Annotated in this window: 24 protein-coding genes, 1 tRNA gene and 3 pseudogenes; 15 read left to right on the top strand and 13 right to left on the bottom strand. The window is 69.9% G+C overall.

Features of this window, described 5'->3' with window-relative positions; translation table 11 throughout:
* The first annotated feature begins 674 nt into the window (after nucleotides 1–674).
* Nucleotides 675–1,100, top strand: a complete 426-nt coding sequence (locus ACZ499_RS25455) for a hypothetical protein (RefSeq protein WP_385533737.1) — start codon at nucleotides 675–677, stop codon at nucleotides 1,098–1,100.
* Nucleotides 1,101–1,397: 297 nt separating this feature from the next.
* On the opposite strand, the gene ACZ499_RS25450 is transcribed toward ACZ499_RS25455, so the two are convergent.
* On the bottom strand, nucleotides 1,398–1,703 hold the full coding sequence (locus ACZ499_RS25450) for an EthD family reductase (RefSeq protein WP_468678214.1): 306 nt from the start codon (nucleotides 1,701–1,703) through the stop codon (nucleotides 1,398–1,400).
* A 750-nt stretch (nucleotides 1,704–2,453) separates the two neighbouring features.
* Here ACZ499_RS25450 and ACZ499_RS25445 point away from each other — a divergent pair.
* From ACZ499_RS25445 to ACZ499_RS25405, 9 genes and pseudogenes are all read left to right on the top strand, one after another.
* Nucleotides 2,454–3,827, top strand: coding sequence for a hypothetical protein (locus ACZ499_RS25445; protein WP_468678212.1), 1,374 nt, complete (start codon nucleotides 2,454–2,456; stop codon nucleotides 3,825–3,827).
* Nucleotides 3,824–4,465, top strand: a complete 642-nt coding sequence (locus tag ACZ499_RS25440) for a hypothetical protein (protein WP_468678211.1) — start codon at nucleotides 3,824–3,826, stop codon at nucleotides 4,463–4,465. Before ACZ499_RS25445 ends, ACZ499_RS25440 begins: the two co-directional genes overlap by 4 nt.
* Before the next feature lie 43 nt (nucleotides 4,466–4,508).
* Complete coding sequence (locus tag ACZ499_RS25435) at nucleotides 4,509–4,730, top strand: helix-turn-helix domain-containing protein (RefSeq protein WP_468678208.1); 222 nt, start codon at nucleotides 4,509–4,511, stop codon at nucleotides 4,728–4,730.
* A gap of 45 nt (nucleotides 4,731–4,775) precedes the next feature.
* Nucleotides 4,776–5,104, top strand: a pseudogene (locus ACZ499_RS25430) (cupin domain-containing protein); the annotation flags it as partial.
* Between the two features lie 373 nt (nucleotides 5,105–5,477).
* Nucleotides 5,478–6,257, top strand: coding sequence for an amino acid ABC transporter ATP-binding protein (locus ACZ499_RS25425; protein ID WP_468678207.1), 780 nt, complete (start codon nucleotides 5,478–5,480; stop codon nucleotides 6,255–6,257).
* Between the two features lie 32 nt (nucleotides 6,258–6,289).
* Nucleotides 6,290–7,123, top strand: a complete 834-nt coding sequence (locus tag ACZ499_RS25420) for a glutamate ABC transporter substrate-binding protein (protein ID WP_468678205.1) — start codon at nucleotides 6,290–6,292, stop codon at nucleotides 7,121–7,123.
* Between the two features lie 78 nt (nucleotides 7,124–7,201).
* Nucleotides 7,202–7,867, top strand: coding sequence for an amino acid ABC transporter permease (locus ACZ499_RS25415; RefSeq protein WP_468678204.1), 666 nt, complete (start codon nucleotides 7,202–7,204; stop codon nucleotides 7,865–7,867).
* Entirely contained in the window at nucleotides 7,864–8,796 is a 933-nt protein-coding gene (locus ACZ499_RS25410) for an amino acid ABC transporter permease (protein ID WP_468678202.1), read from the top strand. Before ACZ499_RS25415 ends, ACZ499_RS25410 begins: the two co-directional genes overlap by 4 nt.
* 39 nt (nucleotides 8,797–8,835) lie before the next feature.
* Nucleotides 8,836–9,008: pseudogene (locus tag ACZ499_RS25405) on the top strand (IS630 family transposase); the annotation flags it as partial.
* A 64-nt stretch (nucleotides 9,009–9,072) separates the two neighbouring features.
* Here the strand turns inward: ACZ499_RS25405 and ACZ499_RS25400 are convergent.
* Nucleotides 9,073–9,516 carry an ester cyclase gene (locus tag ACZ499_RS25400; protein WP_468678200.1) on the bottom strand — a complete coding sequence of 148 codons (444 nt, stop codon included), beginning with the start codon at nucleotides 9,514–9,516 and terminating at the stop codon, nucleotides 9,073–9,075.
* Nucleotides 9,517–9,714: 198 nt separating this feature from the next.
* On the opposite strand from ACZ499_RS25400, the gene ACZ499_RS25395 reads away from it, so the two are divergent.
* Entirely contained in the window at nucleotides 9,715–10,527 is an 813-nt protein-coding gene (locus ACZ499_RS25395; protein ID WP_468678199.1) for a GNAT family N-acetyltransferase, read from the top strand.
* A gap of 346 nt (nucleotides 10,528–10,873) precedes the next feature.
* On the opposite strand, the gene ACZ499_RS25390 is transcribed toward ACZ499_RS25395, so the two are convergent.
* Together ACZ499_RS25390 and ACZ499_RS25385 are read right to left on the bottom strand one after the other, a co-directional pair.
* Nucleotides 10,874–11,020 (bottom strand): hypothetical protein, encoded by a 147-nt coding sequence (locus tag ACZ499_RS25390; protein WP_468678196.1) that lies wholly within the window; start codon nucleotides 11,018–11,020, stop codon nucleotides 10,874–10,876.
* A gap of 223 nt (nucleotides 11,021–11,243) precedes the next feature.
* A complete protein-coding gene (locus ACZ499_RS25385; RefSeq protein WP_468678194.1) occupies nucleotides 11,244–11,648 on the bottom strand; it encodes an FKBP-type peptidyl-prolyl cis-trans isomerase in 405 nt (134 codons plus the stop codon).
* 218 nt (nucleotides 11,649–11,866) lie between these two features.
* Here ACZ499_RS25385 and ACZ499_RS25380 point away from each other — a divergent pair.
* Nucleotides 11,867–11,938: transfer RNA gene (locus ACZ499_RS25380), tRNA-Gln, on the top strand.
* A 220-nt stretch (nucleotides 11,939–12,158) separates the two neighbouring features.
* Here ACZ499_RS25380 and ACZ499_RS25375 read toward each other — a convergent pair.
* From ACZ499_RS25375 to ACZ499_RS25360, 4 genes are all read right to left on the bottom strand, one after another.
* A complete protein-coding gene (locus ACZ499_RS25375) occupies nucleotides 12,159–12,677 on the bottom strand; it encodes a DUF2231 domain-containing protein (RefSeq protein ID WP_468678191.1) in 519 nt (172 codons plus the stop codon).
* Between the two features lie 179 nt (nucleotides 12,678–12,856).
* Nucleotides 12,857–13,624 carry an FAD:protein FMN transferase gene (locus ACZ499_RS25370; protein WP_468678188.1) on the bottom strand — a complete coding sequence of 256 codons (768 nt, stop codon included), beginning with the start codon at nucleotides 13,622–13,624 and terminating at the stop codon, nucleotides 12,857–12,859.
* Nucleotides 13,617–14,078 carry an FMN-binding protein gene (locus ACZ499_RS25365; RefSeq protein ID WP_468678187.1) on the bottom strand — a complete coding sequence of 154 codons (462 nt, stop codon included), beginning with the start codon at nucleotides 14,076–14,078 and terminating at the stop codon, nucleotides 13,617–13,619. The genes ACZ499_RS25370 and ACZ499_RS25365 overlap by 8 nt, the downstream gene beginning before the upstream one ends.
* A gap of 11 nt (nucleotides 14,079–14,089) precedes the next feature.
* Complete coding sequence (locus tag ACZ499_RS25360) at nucleotides 14,090–15,454, bottom strand: ferredoxin reductase family protein (protein WP_468678185.1); 1,365 nt, start codon at nucleotides 15,452–15,454, stop codon at nucleotides 14,090–14,092.
* Between the two features lie 170 nt (nucleotides 15,455–15,624).
* Here ACZ499_RS25360 and ACZ499_RS25355 point away from each other — a divergent pair, with 170 nt between their 5' ends.
* The 3 genes from ACZ499_RS25355 to ACZ499_RS25345 all read left to right on the top strand — a co-directional run bounded on the left by ACZ499_RS25355 (nucleotide 15,625) and on the right by ACZ499_RS25345 (nucleotide 19,083).
* The gene (locus tag ACZ499_RS25355) at nucleotides 15,625–16,359 is read left to right on the top strand and encodes a response regulator transcription factor (RefSeq protein ID WP_468678184.1); all 735 of its coding nucleotides are present in this window, start codon (nucleotides 15,625–15,627) and stop codon (nucleotides 16,357–16,359) included.
* Entirely contained in the window at nucleotides 16,356–17,780 is a 1,425-nt protein-coding gene (locus tag ACZ499_RS25350) for a sensor histidine kinase (RefSeq protein ID WP_468678183.1), read from the top strand. The genes ACZ499_RS25355 and ACZ499_RS25350 overlap by 4 nt, the downstream gene beginning before the upstream one ends.
* Nucleotides 17,781–18,036: 256 nt before the next feature.
* A complete protein-coding gene (locus ACZ499_RS25345) occupies nucleotides 18,037–19,083 on the top strand; it encodes an Lrp/AsnC family transcriptional regulator (RefSeq protein WP_468678181.1) in 1,047 nt (348 codons plus the stop codon).
* Between the two features lie 150 nt (nucleotides 19,084–19,233).
* On the opposite strand, the gene ACZ499_RS25340 is transcribed toward ACZ499_RS25345, so the two are convergent.
* The 5 genes and pseudogenes from ACZ499_RS25340 to ACZ499_RS25320 all read right to left on the bottom strand — a co-directional run bounded on the left by ACZ499_RS25340 (nucleotide 19,234) and on the right by ACZ499_RS25320 (nucleotide 23,141).
* Nucleotides 19,234–19,638 (bottom strand): DUF302 domain-containing protein, encoded by a 405-nt coding sequence (locus ACZ499_RS25340; RefSeq protein ID WP_468678179.1) that lies wholly within the window; start codon nucleotides 19,636–19,638, stop codon nucleotides 19,234–19,236.
* Between the two features lie 624 nt (nucleotides 19,639–20,262).
* On the bottom strand, nucleotides 20,263–20,865 hold the full coding sequence (locus tag ACZ499_RS25335; protein WP_468678300.1) for a CBS domain-containing protein: 603 nt from the start codon (nucleotides 20,863–20,865) through the stop codon (nucleotides 20,263–20,265).
* Nucleotides 20,854–21,535 (bottom strand): annotated as a pseudogene (locus ACZ499_RS25330) (nicotinate phosphoribosyltransferase); the annotation flags it as partial. The pseudogene ACZ499_RS25330 and the gene ACZ499_RS25335, both read right to left, overlap by 12 nt.
* Nucleotides 21,536–21,574: 39 nt before the next feature.
* Nucleotides 21,575–22,180, bottom strand: a complete 606-nt coding sequence (locus ACZ499_RS25325; RefSeq protein ID WP_468678178.1) for an Rv1733c family protein — start codon at nucleotides 22,178–22,180, stop codon at nucleotides 21,575–21,577.
* A 139-nt stretch (nucleotides 22,181–22,319) separates the two neighbouring features.
* Complete coding sequence (locus ACZ499_RS25320) at nucleotides 22,320–23,141, bottom strand: universal stress protein (protein ID WP_468678176.1); 822 nt, start codon at nucleotides 23,139–23,141, stop codon at nucleotides 22,320–22,322.
* Between the last annotated feature and the right edge of the window lie 129 nt (nucleotides 23,142–23,270).

Raw genomic sequence — 23,270 nt, 5'->3', positions numbered from 1 at the left:
CCCCCGGCCGGAGGCGCGCCACCGCGGCCGGAACACCACCTGCCGGGCAGACGGTGCTCCGCGAAGCGGTCGCGAGGCCGCGAGCGTGACCGGTCCGGAGCCTGGACGCTGTCGTACGCCGGTGGTGTCCTTGAGGCGCGCCATCGTCCAAGCGGCCGGGGGATGGAGCGGCAGGCACTGCGCGGCTGGTCGGGCGGGTGCGCGAGGTGGCGAGGCTGGACCGGGCGGTCCAAATACACGAGGCGTCGGTGTGCAACGCGCAATGGAGGGTGGCAAGTTGCCCCGGTGTGATCGAGAAGGTCTCGTTCGCGGGGACGCTTTCGGTCTTTGGGAAGGTGAGGTCGTATCGGTACGGTGAGCCGGTGCCGGCCGGGCTCTTACCGGCCCATATCACCTGGTGGTCAAGCTGTCCGACCGCCCGCACCGAGCCCCGCGTCGGGCGCTGCGCCCGGCAAAAGCCCTGGTGGCGCGATTACGGTGGGTCCCAGTCGCGGTGCGTCTAGGGTCGGTTGCTTCGGCATGATCGCCGCGCAGTGCCCCAAGAGATGGAGTTGAATGTGGAACCGTCGCCGCCTACCCGTGCAGCCGACCGAACGGGTAGCACCGTGGGCCTCTTCTGGGTCAGCGGGGAAAGGGTGTACCTGGGCACGCCTCCCGCAACAGGGGAACCGGGTGTGCTGCTCTCCCCAGTGGGCGTGCGGATCACCGGCCCCGCTCCGCAGGCGTGGCGCTGGTCGGCTGTGATGGATCTCCAAGTGACGGAAGCCCCGGTCCGCTCCACGCTCGTGCGGTGGGCGACCCGCGGACTGTCCGTAGCCGCCGCAGCCCTCGACGCGTGGGTACCCGGCAGCCCGGCCGAGATGACAGTCGCCATCACCACGACGCAGGGGGACCGTATCGAGTCCCCGGTATTCTCCGGCGCCGCGACCGCCTATACCCAGCGAGAAGTCGATCTGTCTTTGGGGCTGCTCGCCCGTTTCACGCGCGGCGAGTCCTCGCCTGCCGCCCTGACGAACTGGTGGAACGACGCCCAGCCCGGTGAAGTCCTGCGATCCCGTGAGCGCGAGGCCGTGCTGGAAGGCTGGCTGGGCATGGCATGACTCCCGCGAACCCAGGTGCAGGCCATCCGGTGCTCCGAGGCAATGGCGGTGCGCAACGCTTCCTCAGCTGCAGCCAGTTCTCCGAGTGTCAGCGTGAGTCGGCCCAGACAGGTGTGGGTCTGGGCACTCACCCTCGCGTCGCCTGCGGCCTCGGCTTGTTCGTAGGCGGCGACCGCGCCACGGTGAACGGCGACACGTCGGTCCGCCGCCTGTGGATGTACGCGGCGAAGGGCAACAAGGGGGGTGTACCGCAGCATCAACGCCGCCATTTCGGCCTTGCTCTCGTCTGGTCTACCGTCAGGTGGCGTGTAGCGCTGAGTAACTGCTCGGGACCGTCATCGCGCTGGTGGAGACCGCGCGGAGGTGCGCCTGCAGCAGGTTCTCGTCGGCTCTGTGGATCACGCTGCGGATCGGGGTGAGTTCTTGGAGGTGCGCCGCATCGGCTGCGGTGGCACGCCCCTCGGGAGAGTCGAAGGCCGCGCGTAGTTCCTCCATCGGGTCCCATTCCAATTCGGCGACCAGGTAGTACGGTTCGCCGCCGCGGACGGCGACCACTTCGCGGCCGAGCGTGCAGCGGCGCAGTCCCGTGACTGGGCTGTCCATCGGGCGGCCGCCCCTGTGACGCCCGGTCAGGTCAGGGATGGCTGTGGAGATCCATCGAGCATGTGTGGGGTAACTCCCGATCAGGGGCGGCCGCATTCAAAGCCTGGGCCGCTATTCCGTGACGCTGCGGACGCATGCCGTCAGCTCTCCCAGGGACCAGTGGCCGAGGCCTGTCTCATCGTCGGATACGAGGTCGAATACGAGGGTGATCCCCTCGATCCCCTCTTCGACGACGCCCACTTCTGATCCGCACCTTGGAACGGACCCCGATCGCGCCGCGCTCGCGCTTGACCTCTCGGAGCGTGCCCTTCAGCGACTGCTCGCATGGGCCCCGGCCATCCCGAAGGACCTCGTGAACTCCTTCGGGACAGGTGGCGATCACGAGAGTTACTTCCGGGACCAACCTACCGACTCCCTGCTGGCGTGTGGTCGCGCCTTCACCAGCCTTCTTCGTGGAGAGCTCCCGCCCGGATACGACAGTTCGGCGTGCTGATCTCGCTCGGGCAGAGACTCACACCTGGTTGAGGACGGGCATCCGGAGGAGTCGGAACGACGCCCAGCCGATGCAAGGCGCGCCCGGTACTGCGGGACGGGCACGCCGAGGCGGCGGCCTGGATCGAACCGGTGGTGGTCGCGGCGGTCGTCCTTGTCCCGGCGGTCCTCTCGGTGGTGCCGGACCCGCGCGGGCTGGTGCTCTGATCGGCGGGGGAGGACAATGGGAGGTATTCCCCCCCAATCCCCCTCTCCCTCATGTTCTCCGCCGTGCGGCTGGTGCGTCGATTGTTGATGGCGGTACTTCTGAGCGCCGCGATCAGCGTGGGACCCCTCGCTTTTACGCCCCTGGCGGTGGTCGGCACGCAGCTGAAGGTGGAGGAGCTCTCCCTGTCCACCCATGAGGGCGATCCCGGAACAAGTGTGTCGGTCACCGGCACCGGCTTCGAGGTCTGTGGCAGGGCGACGCTCACTTTCGACGGCCAACACGCGACACCCGCGACGGTGAACGTCCCCCAGATCTCCGGCACCATCGTGGTTCCGCAGGACGCCACCGTGGGGCCGGATCACACGATCGAGGCGGCCTGCGACCCGGACGTCGACTCCGGAAACGCCTACCACGCCCAGGCTCCTTTCACCGTGACCAGCGGTGACGGCACCACGCCCGCCGAGACCCGGACGCTGACGCTCGACCCCGACCACGGGCCGGTCGAGACCCGGATCGACGTCCAGGGCAAAGGGTTCACGCAGTGTTCCGCCAAGAGCGTCGACCTCTACGTGGTCGACGACGGCACCCTCATCAAATCCAGGATCGCCGTGGCGGACAACGGCGACTTCTCGTACACGGAGGTCGTCCCGAGCGAGGCGATCCCGAAGACGTACACCTTCCGGGCTGAGTGCACCGGCGAACGGGACATCTACGCGGACGCCGACCTCGTCGTCGAGAGCCCCGCGAACCCGGTACTCACCCTCGACCCGGCGCGGGGCGCGAAAAACGCGACCGTACAGGCGGACGGCACCGGGTTCAGCTGCCCGGACGTCGACTTCCAATGGGACGGCGGAGAGCCGCCGTTCGCTACCGTCCCAGCCGCGGACTCCGACACCTTCACCGCCGAGATCACGGTCCCAGCCGACGCACAGCCGGGCGCGCACACGGTGCGGGCCGTCTGCACGGCCTATCCCGAGCAGTACGCCGAGGCCCCGTTCACAGTCACGGACGAGGGTGGTACGGAGACCGGTGGTACGGAGACCGGTGGAACGGAGACCGGTGGAACCGAAACCGGTGGTACGGAGACTGGCGGTACGGAGTCCGGCGGTACGGGCACCGGCGGCACCGACACCGGTGGTACGGGCACCGGCGGCACCGACAACACCAGCGCCGTCGCCTGGGTCGTCGGCCCTGCCTCCCTCGGCGGCGCACTGATCCTGGCCATCGCGGCAGCCGTCTACTTCGGTCGGCTGCACCGCGGCCCGCGCTGGGTCCGCGGCCACGTCCGCGCCACCCTCCGCCCGGCCACCGCAACCGCCGACCTGACCGAACAGAGCCCGTCCGGCGAACCCCCCACCCGCACGATCCGGCTCGACCCCCACGCGGACCCCGGCTCTTCGACCATCGACGAGGTGGACCGATGACGACCTTCACGACCGCGACGACGGCCCCGCCCCCCTTGACCGTCCGCTCGTTCCTGCTCGGCGCGGGCGGGGATCTCGACACCCCGCTGCGCGCCCATGGAACGGCTGGTCCGCTGCTCGGCCCCGTGCGTGGCAGGACTCCCGCCGCCGACCGGGCCGTCGAACACGAGCTGGCCACCGTCATCGACGACTTCCTCAGCCTCGACATGCTCGACCTGGTGGCGGACGGCTGGCGGAGGTACGCCGCCCTGTGTGATGCCGCGCGCCGCACCCGAGACGCCCCGGGCAGCGAGGAGGTCGTCGCGCTGGCGACCCACCGGGTCACCTCGGTGCACCGGCCCTACGTCGATGTCTTCGTGGACAGCGTGAAGATCGGCACGCTGGAGGTGGAGCTGACCGTGGTCTTCTGGATCTCCGGTCTCGTCTGCGTCATCCGCGATGCCCACCTCACCGGCGTCCGGTCGGGGGAGTGCGGGATCGACGCGAGCCTCGCGGTGCAGGGGGTCACGCTCACCGAGCAGCGGGGCGGCCGGCTCGACCTCCCCGGCGCCTTCGCCCTGCGCGCCCCGGTGCCGTTGCTGCGGGACGAGCCGGACCCCCGTCAGGCGCCGACCGTCCCGGGTGCCGGCACTCGATGAAGTTCGCGACGGGATCCGGCGGCGCAGACCGAGCAGGACCTTGATGCCGATCACCGTCGACATCGACGTGATGCTGGCCAAACGCAAGATGTCCGTCGGCGAGCTCGCGGACCGCGTAGGGATCACTCCCGCCAACCTGGCGGTACTCAAGAACGGCAGAGCCAAGGCGGTGCGCTTCGCCACGCTCGCCGCGCTCTGCGAGGTACTCAAGTGCCAGCCGGGCGACCTGCTGCGCTGGGAGACCGAGGACGCCGCAGACCAATGACGTGCCCTTCCAAGATCATGGAGTTCTCGGCGCCCCGTGATCTTGGTGGTGCCTCTGTCCCGGCGGCCGGGCGGCGTGCACGCGTTCAAGATGATCATTCCCGCTCAGCCGAGACCCCGAACCGACCCTGCAGACCCACGAGGGTTTCGAATGGCTGGTACGTACTCAACGGTCGCCTGCGGCTCGTGCTCGGCGAGCGCGACTTGACGTTGCCGCCCGGTGAGGCAGCCGAGTTCGACACGTCCTTGCCGCACTGGCTGGGCAGGGCCGACGGCGGCGGGGTCGAGCTTCTCATCCTGTTCGGCCTGCACGGGGTACGTGCGCACGTGCCCACCGACCCTCATCGCAAGTCGCAGGCCGGGAACCAGCGGTAAATCAGCGTGCTTGTGTGTTCGCGCGGGCAGCGAGCCCTCATCGCCCCATAGCCCGGTCGACAACGCCGCGTCCCCGGAGACCGACCAGGTCGAACGCGGTTGGAGGCCTCAACGCTGCACTCAACACCCTGGCCGCCGGACGGGCGGACAGGGAAAACACCTCGTGGAGCGCAGGCAAGACCGAAAGCCCCGGCGCCGCGTGATGAAGCAGGAACACACCGAGACGGCCAGGCGACCGTGGCAGGAATCTCCGGCCTTTGGGCCGGGCCAGCCTCGGGCGGTGCTGTCAAGGTCAGCAACCGGCAGTCCCGAATAGTCGTAAACCCCCGCTCTCGGCGTGCGGCTTCCTTTTGGCAGACGGACCATGAAGCCAATGAGCGGAGTAGCCGTGACCAAGGAAAGTCCCACCCCGGCCACGGGCGATCTGGTCGTGCTGAGCAACGTCAACAAACACTTCGGCGAGCTGCACGTCCTCCAGGGCATCGACCTGACCATTGCCCGGGGTGAGGTTGTCGTCGTTATCGGGCCGTCCGGGGGCGGGAAGTCCACGCTGTGCCGCGCCATCAACCGCCTGGAGACCATCGATTCCGGTGAGATCGTCATCGATGGAAAGCCCCTGCCCGCCGAAGGCCGCGAGCTGGCCGCGCTGCGGGCCGATGTGGGCATGGTCTTCCAGTCCTTCAACCTCTTCGCGCACAAAACCGTGCTGCACAATGTAACGCTCGGCCAGGTCAAGGTACGCAAGAAGGACAAGAAGGCCGCCGAGGAGAGGGCGCGCCAACTACTCGACCGGGTGGGTGTCGCCTCCCAGGCGGAGAAGTACCCCGCGCAGCTCTCCGGTGGCCAGCAGCAGCGCGTCGCGATCGCCAGAGCGCTGGCCATGGACCCGAAGATCATGCTTTTCGACGAGCCGACCTCTGCGCTCGATCCCGAGATGATCAACGAGGTGCTGGAAGTGATGCAGCAGCTCGCCCATGACGGAATGACCATGGTCGTCGTCACTCACGAGATGGGATTCGCCCGTTCGGCCGCCAACCGCGTGGTGTTCATGGCGGATGGCCGCATCGTGGAGGAGGCGACGCCCGCTCAGTTCTTCAGCAACCCGAGCAGCGAGCGGGCCAAGGATTTCCTTTCGAAGATCCTTCACCACTGATCCGGGGCCCTTGAGCACTAGGAATGATCACCATGAAGCTTCAGAAGGTCACTGTCGCGGCCGCCGCTGCGCTCATGCTGTCCCTGACCGCCGCCGGCTGCAGCTCAGACGACGGCGGCGACACGAGCTCGGGCGACAAGAAGGTCACCATCGGGATCAAGTTCGACCAGCCGGGCATCGGCCTGAAGACCCCTGACGGCAAGTACACGGGCTTCGACGTCGACGTGGCCACGTACGTCGCCAAGGAGCTCGGCCATGATCCGGGCGACATCGTGTGGAAGGAAGCCAAGAGCGCCGACCGCGAGACGCTGCTCCAGCGCGGCGATGTCGACTTCATCGCCGCCTCGTACTCGATCACCCCCAAGCGCGCGGAGAAGGTCGATTTCGCCGGCCCCTACCTCCTTGCGCACCAGGACGTCCTGATCCGGGCGGACGACGACTCCATCAAGAAGCCCGAGGACCTGAACAACAAGAAGCTCTGCTCTGTCACCGGCTCGACCTCGGCGCAGAACGTCAAGACAAGGATCGCGCCGAAGGCTCAGCTGCAGGAGTACGGCGGCTACTCGGAGTGCCTGACCGGGCTGGAGAACAAGGTCATTGACGCCCTGACCACCGATAACTCGATCCTCGCGGGTTATGCCGCGCAGCCCGAGTTCAAGGGCAAGTTCAAGCTCGGCGGCTTCAAGATGAGCAATGAGAACTACGGCATCGGCGTCCAGAAGGGCAGCGATCTCAAGGCACAGATCAACACCGCCCTGGAGAAGATGGTCAAGGACGGCTCCTGGGCCGCGGCCGTCAAGAAGAACTTCGGTCCGGCCAACTTCCAGAGTGGGCCCGCACCCAAGATCGGCGTCATCGTCAGCTGAAGCGGGTGACCCACGGACGGCGCGCCGCCCTCGAAGCGGCGCGCCTCGCCCTTCACTCACGCGGAAGGCCGGGAGACCGTGTTCGATTTTCTTGAGGGCTACAACCTGCTGGGAGCCTTCTGGGTGACGGTGCAGCTCACCTTCTACTCCGCCGTCGGCGCTCTGATCTGGGGAACGGTGCTGGCTGCCATGCGCGTCAGCCCGGTGCCCCTGATGCGTGGCTTCGGTGCCGCCTACGTCAACGTGGTCCGGAACATCCCCCTCACCGTGATCATCGTCTTCACCTCGCTGGGCTTGTTCCAGACGCTCGGCGTCACGCTCGGCGCCGACAACTTCACGACGATCAACTTCCGGCTCGCCGTGCTCGGGCTGATCGCGTACACCTCGTCGTTCGTCTGCGAGGCGCTGCGGTCGGGCATCAACACGGTGCCCGTCGGTCAGACGGAGGCGGCGCGTGCCATCGGCCTGAACTTCCCCCAGGTGCTACGGCTCATCGTCCTTCCGCAGGCCTTCCGTTCCGTGGTGGGCCCGCTGGCGAACGTGCTGATCGCCCTGACCAAGAACACCACGGTGGCCGCCGCGATCGGTGTCGCCGAGGCTGCGGCGCTGATGCGGGAAATGATCGAGAACGAGGCTCAGCTCATCCTCATTTCCGCCATCTTCGCGTTCGGGTTCATCTGCCTCACCCTCCCGACCGGGCTGTTCCTCGGCTGGGTGAGCAAGAAGGTGTCGGTCAAGCGATGAGCTCCTCGTCCGCCCTGTACGACGCACCGGGGCCGCGTGCCAAACGGCACAACGTACTGCTCACGGTGGTGTTCCTGTTGGCCCTCGCCGCCCTCATCTGGTGGGTGGCGCGGAGCCTCGCTGACAAGAACCAGCTCGAATGGGTCAAGTGGCGGCCCTTCTTCACGGACTCCCGCGCCTGGCAGACGTACCTCCTGCCGGGGCTCAAGAACACGCTCATCGCCGCCTCACTCGCCATGGTCATCGCGCTGCCGCTCGGAGCGCTGTTCGGCATCGCCCGGCTCTCCGACCACTGGTGGGTGCGGGGTGCGGCCGGCACGGTCGTGGAGTTCTTCCGCGCCATCCCGGTGCTGATCCTGATGCTGTTCGCGAACGCGGCGTACTCCGAGTACACCGATGTCAGCTCCGACAGCCGGCCGCTGTACGCCGTGGTCACCGGTCTCGTCCTCTACAACGCCTCCGTGCTCGCGGAGATCGTACGAGCAGGAATCGTGTCCCTCCCCCAGGGCCAGACCGACGCGGCCCAGGCGATCGGTATGCGCAAGAACCAGGTCATGCGCTACGTGCTGCTGCCGCAGTCGGTCACCGCGATGCTGCCGGCGATCGTCAGTCAGCTGGTGGTCATCGTGAAGGACACCGCGCTGGGCGGTGCGCTGCTCGGCTTCTCCGAGCTGCTGGCGTCGGTCCGTCCGATGAGCGCGAACTACGGTGCGAACACCATTGCCAGTTTCACCGTCGTCGCGGTGATCTTCGTCGTGCTGAACTTCGCGCTCACGTCCTTCGCGAGCGGGTTGGAAGGCAGGCTGAGGCGGGGCAAGAGGTCCACCGGCGCGGTGGTCGGCGCGGACGCGGTCGACCAGCTGGCGACGCCGGGCGAGCACGCGAGCCATGACGATCTCGGCGGAGCGGGCGGCACCTCCGGTAAGTGACGACCGGCCGCGTGATCCACAAGTTCAACGAGATCGTGTTCGGACTTCGACGCCAAACTCGAGCAAAGCGAGTACGCGATCAACGAGCGGCCCGACCGCACCTTCGCCTTCGACGAGTTCGGGCCGCTCGGTAGCCGTCCGAGCGCGGGGTCGTGCTGGGCCGAGCGCCGTCACCCCGACCGGCTGTCGGTGACTTTCACCGCACCCACGGCCCCCACCTAGTTCCACGGTGGGTCTTGGACACGTATGGCATCCGGCTCCGGCCGGAGCAGACGCTCATGGGGTGTCAGCTGAGGGCTGAGCGCCGAGGGGCGGAATGACCCCGAGCTGTTGCAGGAGGTGGAGGTTGTCCTTGTCGGACCACTTCTCGACGAGCCGGCCGTCCTCGATGCGATGGATCACGGTCGCCGTCATCTCCAGGTGGTTGCCGGTGGCCGGGATGCCCGGGAGATCGCCCTCGTGCACACCGCGAGCCGTCATACGGGTGACCACCTTGTCGCCCTCGGCGATCTGGTCCTCGATGTCGTGGGTGCCGGGCGTGGCGTCCCAGAAGAGCCGGAACGCCTGCTTGACGCCCTCCCGGCCGGGTGGGACGGTAAATGGCGGCGGGCTGTGGTCGATGTAGTCCTCGGCCACCAACTCGTCCATGGCATCGATGTTGCCCTCGTCGATCTCGCGATAGAAGCGGCGGACCAGCTTCTTGTTGTCCTCGGTGGACATGGGGGAATGCCTCCTGGGATGGCTGCGGCGGTTGCCCCCGGTCAGCAGCCGCCGGTGGCGAGCTTCGCGGCTCGTCCGCCACGGCCGTGCGAGACACGCATGTGGTGCTTGTGACTTCACTCCCATGCCGAGCGACCGTGTCCGTGGGGCTGCGGAAATTCGGGTGCGCCGGGGCCGGGTGTCGTACGACGATCGGGCATGACCTGGCATCTCACCGACGACATCGACGCCTTCCAGGCGGCCGCGGACCCCTTCCTCGCCGCCGACCCGGCCCGCAACACGGTGCTGCTCACCGTCGCCGAGCAGGCGCGCGGCGGGCACTGGCCGGGCGCGCGGTTCGGCTGGTGGACCGGACCCGGCCCGGCGGTGGGCGGTGCGTACGTCCAGACCCCGGGGATGCCCCTGGTGCTGGGCACGATGCCGGACGGCGCGGCCCGGGAGCTCGCCGGGGCGCTGCGCGGCGACGCCCTGGTCGGGGTGAACGGCGCGACCGCCACCGCCCGGGCCTTCGGTAAGGCCTGGGGGCCCTACCGGGTGGACCGTCAGGAGCGGCTGTTCCGGCTCGCCGAACTCGCCGACCCGGCACCGGTGGCGGGCCACGCCCGTCTGGCGACCGAGGCGGATCTGACGCTGGTCACCGCGTGGCTGACCGCGTTCCTCGACGAGGTGGCGCTGCCGCCCGGCCTCGGCGCGGCGGCGGCCGCCTTCCGGCGCACGGCGGCCGGGCAGCTGATGCTGTGGGAGACGGACGATGGCCCGGCGTCACTGGCCGCCGCCTCCGGGGTGCTGGCCGGCCAGTCCCGTATCGGTCCGGTCTACACCCCGCCCGCGCGGCGCGGCCACGGCTTCGCGGGCGCCGCCACCGTGGCCGCGACCCGGCTGGCCCTGGGGTGGGGAGCCGCGGAGGTGGTGCTCTTCACAGACCTGGCCAATCCGACGAGCAACGCGCTGTACCAGCGGCTGGGGTACCGGCGGGTCCAGGACCACCTGGTGCTGGACTTCACGGACTGAGGCGGCTACGGCGGCTGGGGGCTGGGCAGCTGACGGACCGCGGCTCACCCCCCAGCCGCACGAGACATCCGAAGCTGACTCGCCGACTGGAACTACAACCCACGTCCCTTCGTCTGGACGAAGACCACCGACGACAACCTTGACAAAGTCGCCGCGTACTGCCAGCGAATTGCTGAGCCCGCAGGTGAGCGACCAACTCACTGTCGGATCACGGCCATCGATGAGGCCGTGGCGGCGGCCGGAAAGCCAATCTCGCCTCCACCACGTCGTGTTCACCGTTTATGGGGCATCAGCCAACCACACGCCCAGACCAACGATCAGATGATCCGAAAGAAAATGATCGAGCTCAGTCGGAGTGCGCGAGCGGGGACCATGCGCCGAACCACTGCTCGGCGCCGTTCTCCTCGAACCGCTCCATCTCGGTGAGTGCGAACGAGCGGCGGAGCTGCGGTGCTGACCAGTCGGCGGGAATGCCTTTCGGGCAGCCCAGCACGTCACCATGGCCCGTACAGGACCGCTCTGGTGCCCCGTCAGGGGCGTCTGCCGGCACGGGCGGGACCACTGCTCGGCGCTCTCGGCCAAGGTGTGCGCCACCAGGGCATGTGACTCCACGCCCGCCCTCTTCCAGGCGGAAGCAGGAGCGGCGGCGAGGAGCACGGCGGCACCAGACCGGGGAGAGGACGCAGCACGTCGCAGGGGAGGAGCGGCCAGGGTCACTAGGTGTTGCTCCACCCGGCCGTGCTGGAATACGAGTCGAGCAGGTCCACCACGAAGACCAGGGTCGAGCCCGCCGGGATCAACGGCGAGGGCGACTGATTGCCGTAGCCGAGACGCGGGGGAACGATGATCTCGCGCCGACCGCCGACCTTCATTCCCCTCACCCCCCGGTCCCAGCCCTTGATGACCCTGCCACTGCCCAGGGCGAACTTGAACGGCTCGCCCCGGTCCCAGGTGGCATCGAACTCTTTCCCGGACTCGAAGGTCACCCCGACGTAGTGGACCCTGACCACCATGCCCGGCTTCACCTCAGCCCCGTCCCCGACGACCAGGTCCCGGATGGTCAGCTCGGTAGGAGCGTCACCCTCCGGAACGTTGACCGCGGGTTTCGTCAGTTCACTCATTGCAGCCTCTTCACTCTCCGTCGAGCCCGCGCACGGACCAGCCGGACACATGGTGTCGTTGTCGCTGACCCCCTCATGGCCAGCGCCCTCCGGTCCGCTGGAGTCTTCCCCGGCAAAGACAAGAACGCTGCCGCGAGACAATGGCTGTGACAACGATCCCAGGCCGCTGGGTAAGTCGGTTGCCGCCGCACGATAACCCCAGCCATGATCGACCTGGCACGAGGAAGCTCTGCGGAGGAGCGCCCGGCTCTGATCCCGGGTGGACGTAGGTTCGAATCCTACCCTCGTCGTCTCTTTAAGACGTGTCAGAGGAAGCCTCAACGAACGACCGTCTCAAGGGCACCGGCTCCCTCTGGTCGATCGGGTCGGTGAGCGTACAGACCCAAGCCCGGACGGCACCCTGGTCTCCGCGAGGGCCGGGCCTGCGCCTCTGTCGGGGGCCGACATGTGGAGGGATCTCTGACGAGCGGTCAAAGCCGTGCTCTTGAAGCCACCGCGCCAACGAGCGGGTCAGCCGTGGTCAGGGTGGGCGGTGGCGGAATAGCCGTCGTGCCAGGCGGCCTTGGCGCCGGAGTCGCCGATCCGGTAGACCTGCACGCCGGCGCCCACCCCGATGGCGAGGGACAGCACCGCGGCGGCGATGCGCAGCGGTGCGGCCACCGCGCTGCTGGTGGAACCCGCGGCGTCGGCGGCGCGGTGGGCGGTGCGGCGGTGGGACCACCACTGCGCCGTGGCCATGAGGAACAGTGCGACAGCCCAGGGAAGCAGTCCGTCGCCGAGTTCGGTGTGCTTGCGGACCAGGGCGTTGCTGTCCACGTGCCGCTCCAGCCACTCGCCGGCGTGGGTTGTCAGCGGCACGCTGAGCAGGGACACCAGGGCGAGGGCCGGGAGTGCGAGACCGAACCGGCGCATCACCGAGGGGAGGGCGGCGCACAGGATCAGGGCGAGGGCGGTGAGGGGTACCAGGACTACGACGACGTGTACGAGCAGGATGTGCGCGGGTATGCCGTTGATCAGATTGAGTCCCACAGAGGGCTCCTTCGGGGTTGGTTCCACGCTGGACGCTGGATGAGGGACGCCCTGGTTCGGGCGGCGCCTTCGACGGGCGGCCCGCGGCCGTGAGGGAGAGGCGCGGTCGCGGGGGCGAGTCACAGGCCGGCGAGGGAGGTGCCCGGTCCCGGCGGGTGGGAAGGAGCCCACGCCTCTTCTCATGGTCCATATCGGTGGAATCCCGAGGTGCGCCACTCCCGGCCGTCGGGCAGGACGGCGAGCGCTTCGTAGCCCTCCAGCGTCTCCAGCCACTCCCGCGCGCCGTCGCCCCTGGCGAAGGCGGCGGTGGCGTAGGTGTTGGTCAGCGTCAGGCGCGGGCCGATGAGGGTGAGGGAGGCGAACGCCGTCACGGGTGTGCCGTCGTGCGGGTCGAGGATGTGGGCGCCGCGTTCGGCGGTGCCGGAGGTGGCGACGGCCAGGTCATGGTGTGCGGTGATGGCGGTGGCGAGTTCGCCGGGGCGCAGCGGGTGGGCGATGCCGATGCGCCAGGGGGTGCCGGGGCCGGCCTGGCCGCGGAGCTGGAGGTCGCCGCCGCCGTTGACGCAGGTGTGGTGCGCGCCCGCGTCGTACAGGAGTCGGGAGGCGGCTTCGACGGCCCAGCCCTTGACGAGTCCTGAGGGGTCGAGGGCCGCGCCGGGGACGATGCTGAACCAGCCGTCGGTGGCGTGGGTGGCCCGGGCGCAGAGGGACAGGACCTCGTGGACCTCGGGAGGGCAGTCGTCCAGGCGGATCTCGCCGCGGTCGAGGCGGCTGATGTGGCTGTCGGCCCGGTAGGTGGAGAACACGGCGTCCACCCGGTGGAGGTGTTGCACGGCTTCTGCGAGGGCGCGGCGGATGGCGGTGGTCGGCTCGTCGCGGATGTCGAAGGAGAAGACGGTGCCCATGACGTGCTCGACGTGGCGCAGTCCGTGTGCGGTGTCAGGCATGGGCCTGGTCCAGGGCGCTCTGCAGGGACTGGATGTAACCCTGGCTGGTGTAGCTGGCTCCGGAGACGGCGTCGATGCGCGCGCTCTGCGCGCCGATGGCCTCCTGGGTGAGCAGGGGCAGCGCGCGGGCGGCGATCTGCCGGTCGCGGCCGTTCTGGTCCGGTGCCCGCAGGACGTCGACCGAGGTGATCCTTCCGTTGGCGAAGGTGGCGGCGACCTGCACGGTCCCGTACTGGGTGTCGACGGGATCGCCCGTGAACGTGCCCGTGCCAGAGGAGGGGCCCGGTGCGGCGGACCGGCCCGGTGCGGTGTCCGCGGGGGTGCGGGGGGACGAGGGGACCGGGGTGGAACGGGGCGCTGGCCCGGCGACGGAGGGCAGCCGGTGGGGTTTGAGGGCGAGCAGCGCGACGACGAGGGCGCTGATCGCGGTGGTGGTGAGGACGGCTCGGCGCACGGTGGTTCTCCTCAGAACGCGAACGACTCGTGGTGGATGCGCCGTGTCGGCACACCTGCCCGGCGCAGGGCCCCGATCGCGGCCCGGGTCATGCCGGGCGGCCCGCACACGTACACGTCGTGCGCGGCCAGATCCGGCACCAGGGCGCTCAGGCCTTCGGCGGTCAGGGGCGAGGCGTGGCGGGCCGGTTCGTCGACGAGGTAGTGCACGACGGCCCGTCGGCGGGGGGCGATCGCGTCGATCTCACCGCGCAGCGCGAGGTCGTCGGCACGGTGGGCCCGGTAGACGAGGGTCACCTGCCCCGGCAGGGTCTCGAAGAGCGTGCGAAGGGGGGTGATGCCGACGCCGCCGGCCAGGAGCAGCACCTTGGGGGAAGTGCGGCGGCTCGCGGTGAAGCCTCCGTAGGGGCCCTCTGCCCACACTCGCGTGCCGGGCGTGAGGCGGGCGAGCGCCGCACTGTGGCTGCCCGTGGTCTTGACCGTGATACGCAGATGGCGGGGGTGTGCGGGAGCGGAGAGGGAGTAGGGGTTGGCGGTCCACCACAGTCCGCGGGCCAGGAAGCGCCAGCGAAGGAACTGCCCCGGCTCACCCCCCAGCTCGTCCAGGTGCTCACCGGTGAGGTGGACGGAGAACACCCCCGGCGCCTCGGGGCGGACTGCGGTGACGCGCACGTGGTGGCGCAGTCCACGCCGGACCGGGGAGGCGAAGCGGTGCCAGGCGACCAGTGCCGCCACGCCGATGAAGAGTGCGTACCAGGCTGCCTGGGCGGTCCGGTTGCCGACGAAGTCGGCTCCGTTGGAGAGCTGGTGGCCGAAGGCGAGGAAGACGGCCAGGTAGGTGGCGAAGTGCAGGTAGTGCCAGGTTTCGTAACTCATCCGGCGGCGGGCCGCGCGGGCTGAGAGGACTCCTGTCGCCAGGAACAGCAGGAAGCCGGCCGTGCCCTTGAGGAGGTCGGGGTAGTGCAGGACGAGGGTGGCCGTCTGGCCGACCACGTCCGTACGGGCGGCCACGGAGTATCCCCAGACGATCAGCAGGGTGTGGGCCAGGGCCAGCGAGACGGTGCAGCGGCCGCCCAGCGCGTGCCAGCGGGCGAGGCGGTCGGTGCCGATGGCATGGTCCAGCAGCGGCACGCGCGCCATCAACGCGAGCAGGACCGCGCAGGCGTAGCCGGCCAGCAGCCCCGTGATGCGGCCCGCGCCGGTCAGCCAGTCCGCCGGGCCGACCACCGCGGCCGTGTCGCTCCACCACAGCGCGAGCACCCCGGCGGCGCCGGTCCAGATCGCCAACGGCGCGAGGACGGGGACGACGCTGCGGCGTCGGCGCCGGTGGCGCAGACCGGGGCTCGCATACGCGGCGGTGGTGAACGAGGTGGTCATGAGGCTGCTCCGGATGGGACTGGCTCCGGTGATGGGCGGCCAGCCTCACAACCCAACCTCTGTGTACCTTCTGAAAACGCGCCGCCGACCGTCCTCAGCGCGGATTCAGAGGAAACTCAAAGACGCGGCTCACCCCCGGGCGGTCCGCCCCGGGGGATGCTGAGGGGACCATGGACGAGCAGCACACCACCCCGCCTCTGCACCGCCCCGACGGAGGACCCGTACGGATCCTCGTCGTCGACGACGAACCGGACGTCACCGACGTCCTGGCCGGGGTCATGACCGGCGAGGGCTGGCAGGTCATGACCGCCGCCGAGGGCGCGACCGCGCTCGCCACGGCCCGTGACTTCCGCCCCGACGCGGTGGTCCTGGACTGGATGCTGCCCGACCTGGACGGGCTGCAGGTCCTGCGCGCCCTCAGACGCGAGGCACCCCGTGTGTGCGTGCTGTTCCTGACCGCCCGCGACGCGGTCGAGGACCGCATCGCGGGCATCACCGCGGGCGGCGACGACTACGTCACCAAGCCTTACAGCCTCGAAGAGGTCCTGGCCCGGCTGCGCGGACTCCTGCGGCGGGCCGGGATGACCGCCGAGCCCGGCGCGCACCGCCTCACGGTGGGAGACCTGACCATGGACGAGGAGGCCAGGGAGGTCAGACGTGGCGGGAGCACGGTCGACCTGTCACGGACCGAGTTCGAACTCCTGCGGTTCCTCATGCGCAATCCGCGCCGGGTGCTGTCCAAGGACCAGATCCTCGACCGGGTCTGGGCGTACGACTTCGGCGGCCGCGCTCATATCGTCGAGCTCTACATCAGCTACCTGCGCAAGAAGATCGACGCCGGACGCACCCCGATGATCCACACGGTGCGCGGCGTCGGCTACGTCCTCAAGCCGGACTCCCCGTGAGATGGCCGCCGCCGCGCACCCTGCGCGGCCAGCTCACCGCGGGGCTCGTCACCCTGCTCGCCCTCGCCTGCATCGCCGTCGGCATCATCACCGCCCTGGCCCTGCGGGGCTTCTTGATGGGGCGTCTCGACGAACAGCTGTCCGCATCCGGCGGCAGGTTCGCCGCCAGCCTGGAACACGAGGCCCGGCCCGACGCCGACAACCGCCCCGACACCCGGGGCCAGGCCGAAGCGACCTTCGGCGCTCGCCTCCTGAACGGCACCGTCACCCAGGCGGCCGTCGTCGACGACGCCGCCGACCGCCCCCTCTCCCTCACTCCGGGGGACCGCCGCGCCCTGGCCGGCATCCCCGCGGACGGAAACGGGCACAGCATCCGCCTGTCCGCTCTGGGTGTCTACCGCGTCACCGCTGTCCTCGGCGACGACCGGGACACCCTGGTCACCGGCCTGCCCCTGCACCCGGTGGAAGAGACCGTCCACCGCCTCGAAGCGGTCGAAGCGGTGCTGTTCGGCGCCGCCCTCGTGGTCACCGGCACCGCCGGAGCCCTGTGGGTACGGGTCTCCCTGCGCCCCCTCCAGCGGGTGACCGCACGGGCGGTGGAGGTGGCCGGACTGCCGCTGGCCAGCGGCGAGGTCGCCATGCCCGGACCCCTTCCCGACACCGACCCGCGCACCGAGGTCGGCCAGGTCGGCACCGCCCTCAACCACATGCTCGGCCACGTCGAGGACGCCCTCACCCGCCGCCAGGCCAGCGAGGAGCGGCTGCGCCACTTCGCCGCCGACGCCAGCCACGAGCTGCGCACCCCTGTCGCCAACATCCGCGGCCACGCCGAGCTCGCCCTGCGCCACCACGGCCCCGTCCCCCCGGACGTCCGCCACGCCCTGGAACGCATCGGCAGCGAGTCGCAGCGCATGACACGCCTCGTCGACGACCTGCTCCTCCTGGCCCGCCTGGACGCCGGGCGCCCCCTCGAACACGAGCCGGTCGACCTGACCCTGCTGATCCTCAACGCGGTGGACGACGCACGCGCCGCGGGGCCCGGCCACCGCTGGCTCCTCGACCTCCCCGAGGATCCGGTCACCGTCACGGGCGACGCCCACCGGCTCCAGCAGGCCATCGGAAACCTCCTTGCCAACGCCCGCACCCACACCCCGCCCGGCACCGAGGTGACCATCGCCCTCGCCACCGGACCGGCCGGCGCCCGCGTGAGCGTGAGCGACAACGGACCGGGCATCCCCGAAGACCTCCAGCCCGAGGTCTTCGGCCGCTTCGTCCGCGCCGACCACGCCCGCTCCCGCAGCACCGGCAGCACCGGTCTGGGCCTCGCCATCGTCCACGCCGTCATCACCGCCCACGGCGGGACCGCCGCCGTCACCAGCCGCCCCGGGCACACCACCTTCCGCCTGACACTCCCCACCTGACGGTGTCCGGCGGTTGTCGGTCGCCATCGCGTGGCCGAGGCCACGCGATGCCCCGATGACGAGTGCGGTCGGCGTGTGCTGATCTGTGCCAGTCGATGACATACGGCGTCATCTCCGTTCTTTCGCGGCGAGCTGACTTCGTGCACCGGGGTGCCGTGGTCAGCGTGCTGCTGGGCTCCTGAGCAGTGCTTTGCAAGTCTGTTCGCCGCGCTGTTTCCGGAGCGAATCGTCGGACCCCTTTCGTGGGATTCTCCTCATGCAAGGGATGTCAGTGTGTGCATCTGGCGTGGTGCAGCCCGATGATGTGCGAATCATTCGCGCACTGCAGGTCGCCCCGCGGGCTTCGTTTGCCTCGATGGCGAACGCGCTCGGCCTCACGGAGGGCTCGGTCAACCGCCGCTACCGGCGCCTGCGCGCCGACGGCGTCGTCCGCGTCGCGGGCATGGTGAATCCGGGCGCGCTGGGACACAGCAGGTGGCTGGTGCGACTGCGCTGCCGCCCCGGCAGCGCCTCAGCGATCGCCGACGCACTCGCCAAGCGCGACGATGTCAACTGGGTCGCCGTGAGCGCAGCCGGCTGCGAAATCACCTGCGCGCCCCAGTCACGGACTCGTGAGCAGCGCGAAGACCTGCTCGGTCAACGGCTTCCGCGCACAGTGGCGGTAGTCGACATCAATGCCTTCGCCATGCTCCGTCAGTTCATGGGAGGACGCGGCCACTACTGGGCTGCTCTGCGAGGCGCCCTGTCCCCGGAGCAGGAGGCCATGTTGGGCAGTGAAGGTTCGCCCTTCACTGAAGCCCCGGTCGTCACCCGCGATCCTGTGCACCTCACCGAGGAGGACGAGAAGATCCTCGGCTCTCTCGCCGCAGACGGCCGCGCCAGTCTCGTCGACCTCGCTGCAGCGGCGGACTCCACTCCAGGGCGGGTGTCACGCCGCCTTCACGCTTTGCTCGAGCGTCGGGTCGTCCACATCGACGTCGAGATCGCCGCGGCCGCTCTGGGCTGTCACGCTCGGGCGAACCTGTGGTTGCGCGTGCATCCGTCGGCGGTGAAGAGCGTCGGACGCACGCTTGCGCAGGAACCCGAGATCGCCTTTGCTGCGGCCGTGTCCGGGCCCCACAACATCCATGCCGTCGCGCACTGCCGAGACCTCGGCGAACTGTTCGAGTTCACGACAGACCGCGTCGGCTCCCTGGCAGGCTTGCAGAGCATGGAAGTCTCACCTGTGCTCCAGCACGTCAAGCAGGCCGGCACCCTGCTCTCCGGCGATCGCCTCGTCGAGACGCGACGTACCCGGGCGTGAACCTCCGCGCACCCGGCCCGAACCGAGTACGGCGGCGGCCGCGTGCCCGGCGCGGCGCCCGGCCGAGAAGGCGCAGGGTGACGCCGTCCACCCCCGTTTCCCCAGGCCGACAACACAGGGTCACCTCCGTGTTGTTGGCGAGCTGGCGGGTCAGTTGCCCGTGCCGGGTGTGGTGAGTGAGGTGAGGGCGGCATCGAGGCGGCGGGTGGCCTCTTCGGCGACCGGGCGCAGCGCGTCGAGTTCCGTGAGCGCGATCATCGTGTTCGGGTCGAGGACCTGTACTGCGGTGTGGTCGCCGTCGCGGCGGACGACGACGTTGCACGGCAGCAGCAGGCCGATCGAGCGGTCGGTGTCCAGGGCGCGGTGGGCCAGGGAGGGATTGCAGGCGCCGAGGATGACGTAGTCCTCCATATCGTGGTCGAGCTTGGCCTTGAGGGTGCCGGTGACGTCGATCTCGGTGAGGATGCCGAACCCCTGCTCCGCGAGGGCGTCGCGGATGCGGGCGACGGCGGTGGCGAAATCGGTGTCGAGCTGCACGGTCCGGTCGTAGCGCATGGCGTTCGGCCTTTCTCGTCGTGGGGGGGGGGGGGGGGGGGGGGGGGGGGGAGGGGGGGGGGAAGGGGGGGGGGGGGGGGGGGGGGGGGGGGGGGGGGGGGCGGAGGGGGGGGGGGGGGGGGAGACCCCCCCCCCTCCCCCCCGCTCCCCCCCTCCCCCCCCCCCCCCCCCCCCCCCCCCCCCCCCCCCCCCCCCCCCCCCCCCCCCCGCGCACATGGGGTGCTTCCAGGGCTCTGCGGATCGCGGTGGTCGACCAGGACGAGGACCGCGTACCAGCCCGGCCTGATGTCCGTGCCGCTCGAACCGACCCTGCCACATCACCCACTGCGAACTCGCCCCAGATCCCGCTCGGTCTCCGTCACCCCGTCTGCCCGTCGTCCTCGGCGCTGACGTTCGGGTGCGCGCACCGAGCGGTGCCACCGATTCCGGCCGCCGGTCTCGCTCCTTCGGTGTCGAGAACGTCGGTTACCGTCACAGCCACGCCTTCCGTAGCGCACAGACGTGACAGGGCGGCGCCGATCCCGCCGGCTCAACCGATGACGATCGCCCACTCGTTCGCGGAGACCTACCACCACGACCTCCTGAACCAACGTTCGACGAGGATTCGCCGTGATGACAGGCCGGTCAGCGTGCCGCGCAGACCGCTTCGACGAAGTGGCCCACCTGATGCTCGGGCAGGTGACGTGCCAGGTCCGCCTCGCTGATCATGCCGACGAGGCGATGGTTGTCGGTCACCGGCAGTCGGCGGATCCTGTGCTGCTCCATGGTGTGCAGGATCTGGTCGGCATCGGCTCTGGCGTCGATCGTGATCGGCTTGCCCTGTTCGAGCTGGCCGGCGGTCATGGTCCTGGGGTCCTTGCCCTTGGCGAGACACTTCACCACGATGTCACGGTCCGTGATGATCCCGTGGAGCCGGTCGTCGGGCCCGCAGATCGGCAGGGCTCCCACGTTCAGTTCCTTCATCTTGCGCGCCGCGTCCTGAAGCGTTTCGCTCTCCTGAACGCAGGTGGCACCGGCGTGCATGATCTCCTGGGCAGTCGTCATGGTCGTGTCCTCCCGGCGTCGGTGCCGGCCAGGGAGGACACGTGGGCTCTGACCCGCCCCGGCCGGTCTCGTCCTCATGACCAGTGTCGGCGCCTCGCTGCCCACGCGCATGCCGGGCAACAGCCCTGCGCATGCCGGAGAACAGGTGGTCACGTCGTCGCGTGGCGGTGCGTAGGTGTCCACCAGCAGGGTCACCGGGCCGGGGTGGCACCGGGCGAAGGCGCGGAACGCGTCCTCTTCCGAGGCGAACGCCTCCACGAAGGAGTGGGCCATCGTGCCGACGGCGGGGATGCCCTCAGCGGTGGCCGCCGCCACGTTGCTGGTCCCGGCGAAGCCGACCATCGCACCCAGACGCGCGGCTTGGAACCCCGCCTGCGGACCGTGGGTGCGCCGCAGGGAGAAGCCGACGACCGGGTGACCGGCCGCCGCGAGCACGCAGCGTGCGGCCTTCGAAGCGATCGCCGTCTGATGGCTGAGCAGGTTGAGCACATACGACTCGACCAACTGTGCTTGCGGAAAAGGTGCGGTCACCTCCAGCAGCGGCTCACCCGCGAATACGATCCGCCCCTCCGGGACCGCCCGCACCTGGCCGGTGAAGGTGAGGCCGAGCAACGGCTCCAGGTCCCCCGGCGGCCTGTGCAGCGCGGAAGCGAAGGCGTCGACGTCCTCGGGGCCGACATGAAGGCCGGCCAGGTAGTCGAGTGCCGACTCAAGCCCCGCCGCCACCAGGAAGCCGCGCTCAGGGGGCAGGTCGCGGACGAAGAGGCTGAAGGTCGCCGGGCCGGTCATCCTCCCGCAGGTAGGACATGGCCATCGTGACCTCGTACAGATCGGTGGTCGTCGCGTCCGACATCGGTGTCACCTCCTGGGCCTCCATCCGGTCTCCTGCTCGTCACCGGCGGAACCGCGCGGACCACCGCGGTTCCACCAGGTCCCACTCGGCGTCCCACTGCGCACACCTTCTCCGGTCCAGGACCAGGCGCATGCCCGCCCAGGCCGCGCAGGACCCGGCGGCGACGCCGAACGCCGTCATGCCCCCCACCATCCAGCCGCTGGTCCTCGCGTGGAACGTGCTCGCCGGCGCACTGGTGACCGTTCCGTGCCGTGTCACCCACACACGCACGGTGGCGCCCTTCGGAGCTCCCGGCTTCACGAGGGCCGTGCCTGTCCGCACGACACCGCTGGTGTCGGTCCAGCGGACCTGCGCCGGTCGCCTCGCCCAGTCGTCGCCGTTCCTGACGCCCGCCGTGAGTCGGGCGGTGACCTGGTGCCGCTCCGCTGCCTGGGCTCGCACGGTACGCATCGACGCCTCGTACGCCGTCAGCCCCGCGCCGACTGAGGCTGCCGGCAGCCCGAGGACGAGAACGACCATCAGGACGCGGCGGAACCAGCCTTCGAACCTGTCGGACGTACGGCTCAGGGGGTTCGCGCCCTTGGGCGCGTTATCGCCGCGCCCGGGCGGCGGACCGGATGCGGACGGCGAACCTTGTGCACTCATGACTCCGGTCCCAGCCACTCGTCGGCCGTCCCCCACCACCTGCTCCCACCGTCGTCCGCCAGCGGGTGCGGGGCACTGGGCCGAAAGTCCCTGTCGGAGCGGTTTCCGGCCTGGTTGGTCTCCGCGGACCACGTGTCGGTCATATCTGGGGTACGACCGCGGCGGGGCACGGCGCGTGATGCAGCAGTGCGTGATTGATCAGGCCCAGCTGCAGGCCCGGGTGGCCCTGGCGCCTGCGGGCGCCGACGACCAGCAGATCCGCTTCCGACGCCGCGTCCAGCAGCGCTCGGCGGGCCGGGCCCTCGATCACCCTGGCGCTCACCCGGGCGTCGGCATACCGCTCCGCAAGGCCGCGCAGCGCGTCGTCGAGGACCTGGGACGGCGGGCGCCGATGGGCCTCCATGGCGTACCACGAGGGAGCCGGCCGCGTGCTGAGAGCTCTGGACGACGGATTCCAGGCGTGCACCGCCGTCAGCCGGCAGCTCCGCACGTGAGCCTCCCGCAACGCGAACCGCAAGGCCGTGCCGCTGCCCTCCCCCTCCTCGACACCGACGACGATGTTCCCGAACCGGCCGTCCCGGTGCTCCGCGCCACCGCGCACCACGACGACCGGGCAGTCCGCTCGTGCCGCCACGGCCAGGCTCACCGCGCCCAGGAGCATTTCGGCGAGGTCTCCGAGCCCTCTGGACCCGAGCACCAGCGCGAAGGCGTTGCGTCCCTTGTCGACGAGGGCAGCGGCGGCGTCCTCGTGCAGCACCTCGCTCGACAACCGCACCGTGGGCGCTCTTTTCCTGGCGCGTTCCACAGCGGCACTGATCACGTCGGAGGGCTCGCGATCGTCGGCCGCCGCATGCAGGAGGTGGAGCGACACGCTGTGCCGGACCGCCTCGTCGGCGGCCCAGTCCACCGCCTCCAGGCTTGGTTCGGACCCATCGACGCCGACCACCAGGGGAATCGCCACGGCACCTGTCTCCTCTCGTGGCGGGTGCCCTGCGCCCGGCTCCCCCTCCATGGCTCCACATGCGCCGGAGAGGGGATTGGGGTACTCCTCGAAGAGAAGCACCGCGCTCGGCACGTCGGCGACGTCCGG

This window comes from Streptomyces sp. NPDC031265, assembly GCF_055570295.1.
Note: the sequence above shows the minus strand (reverse complement) of the source record. Positions and strands in the feature narration are given on the sequence as shown.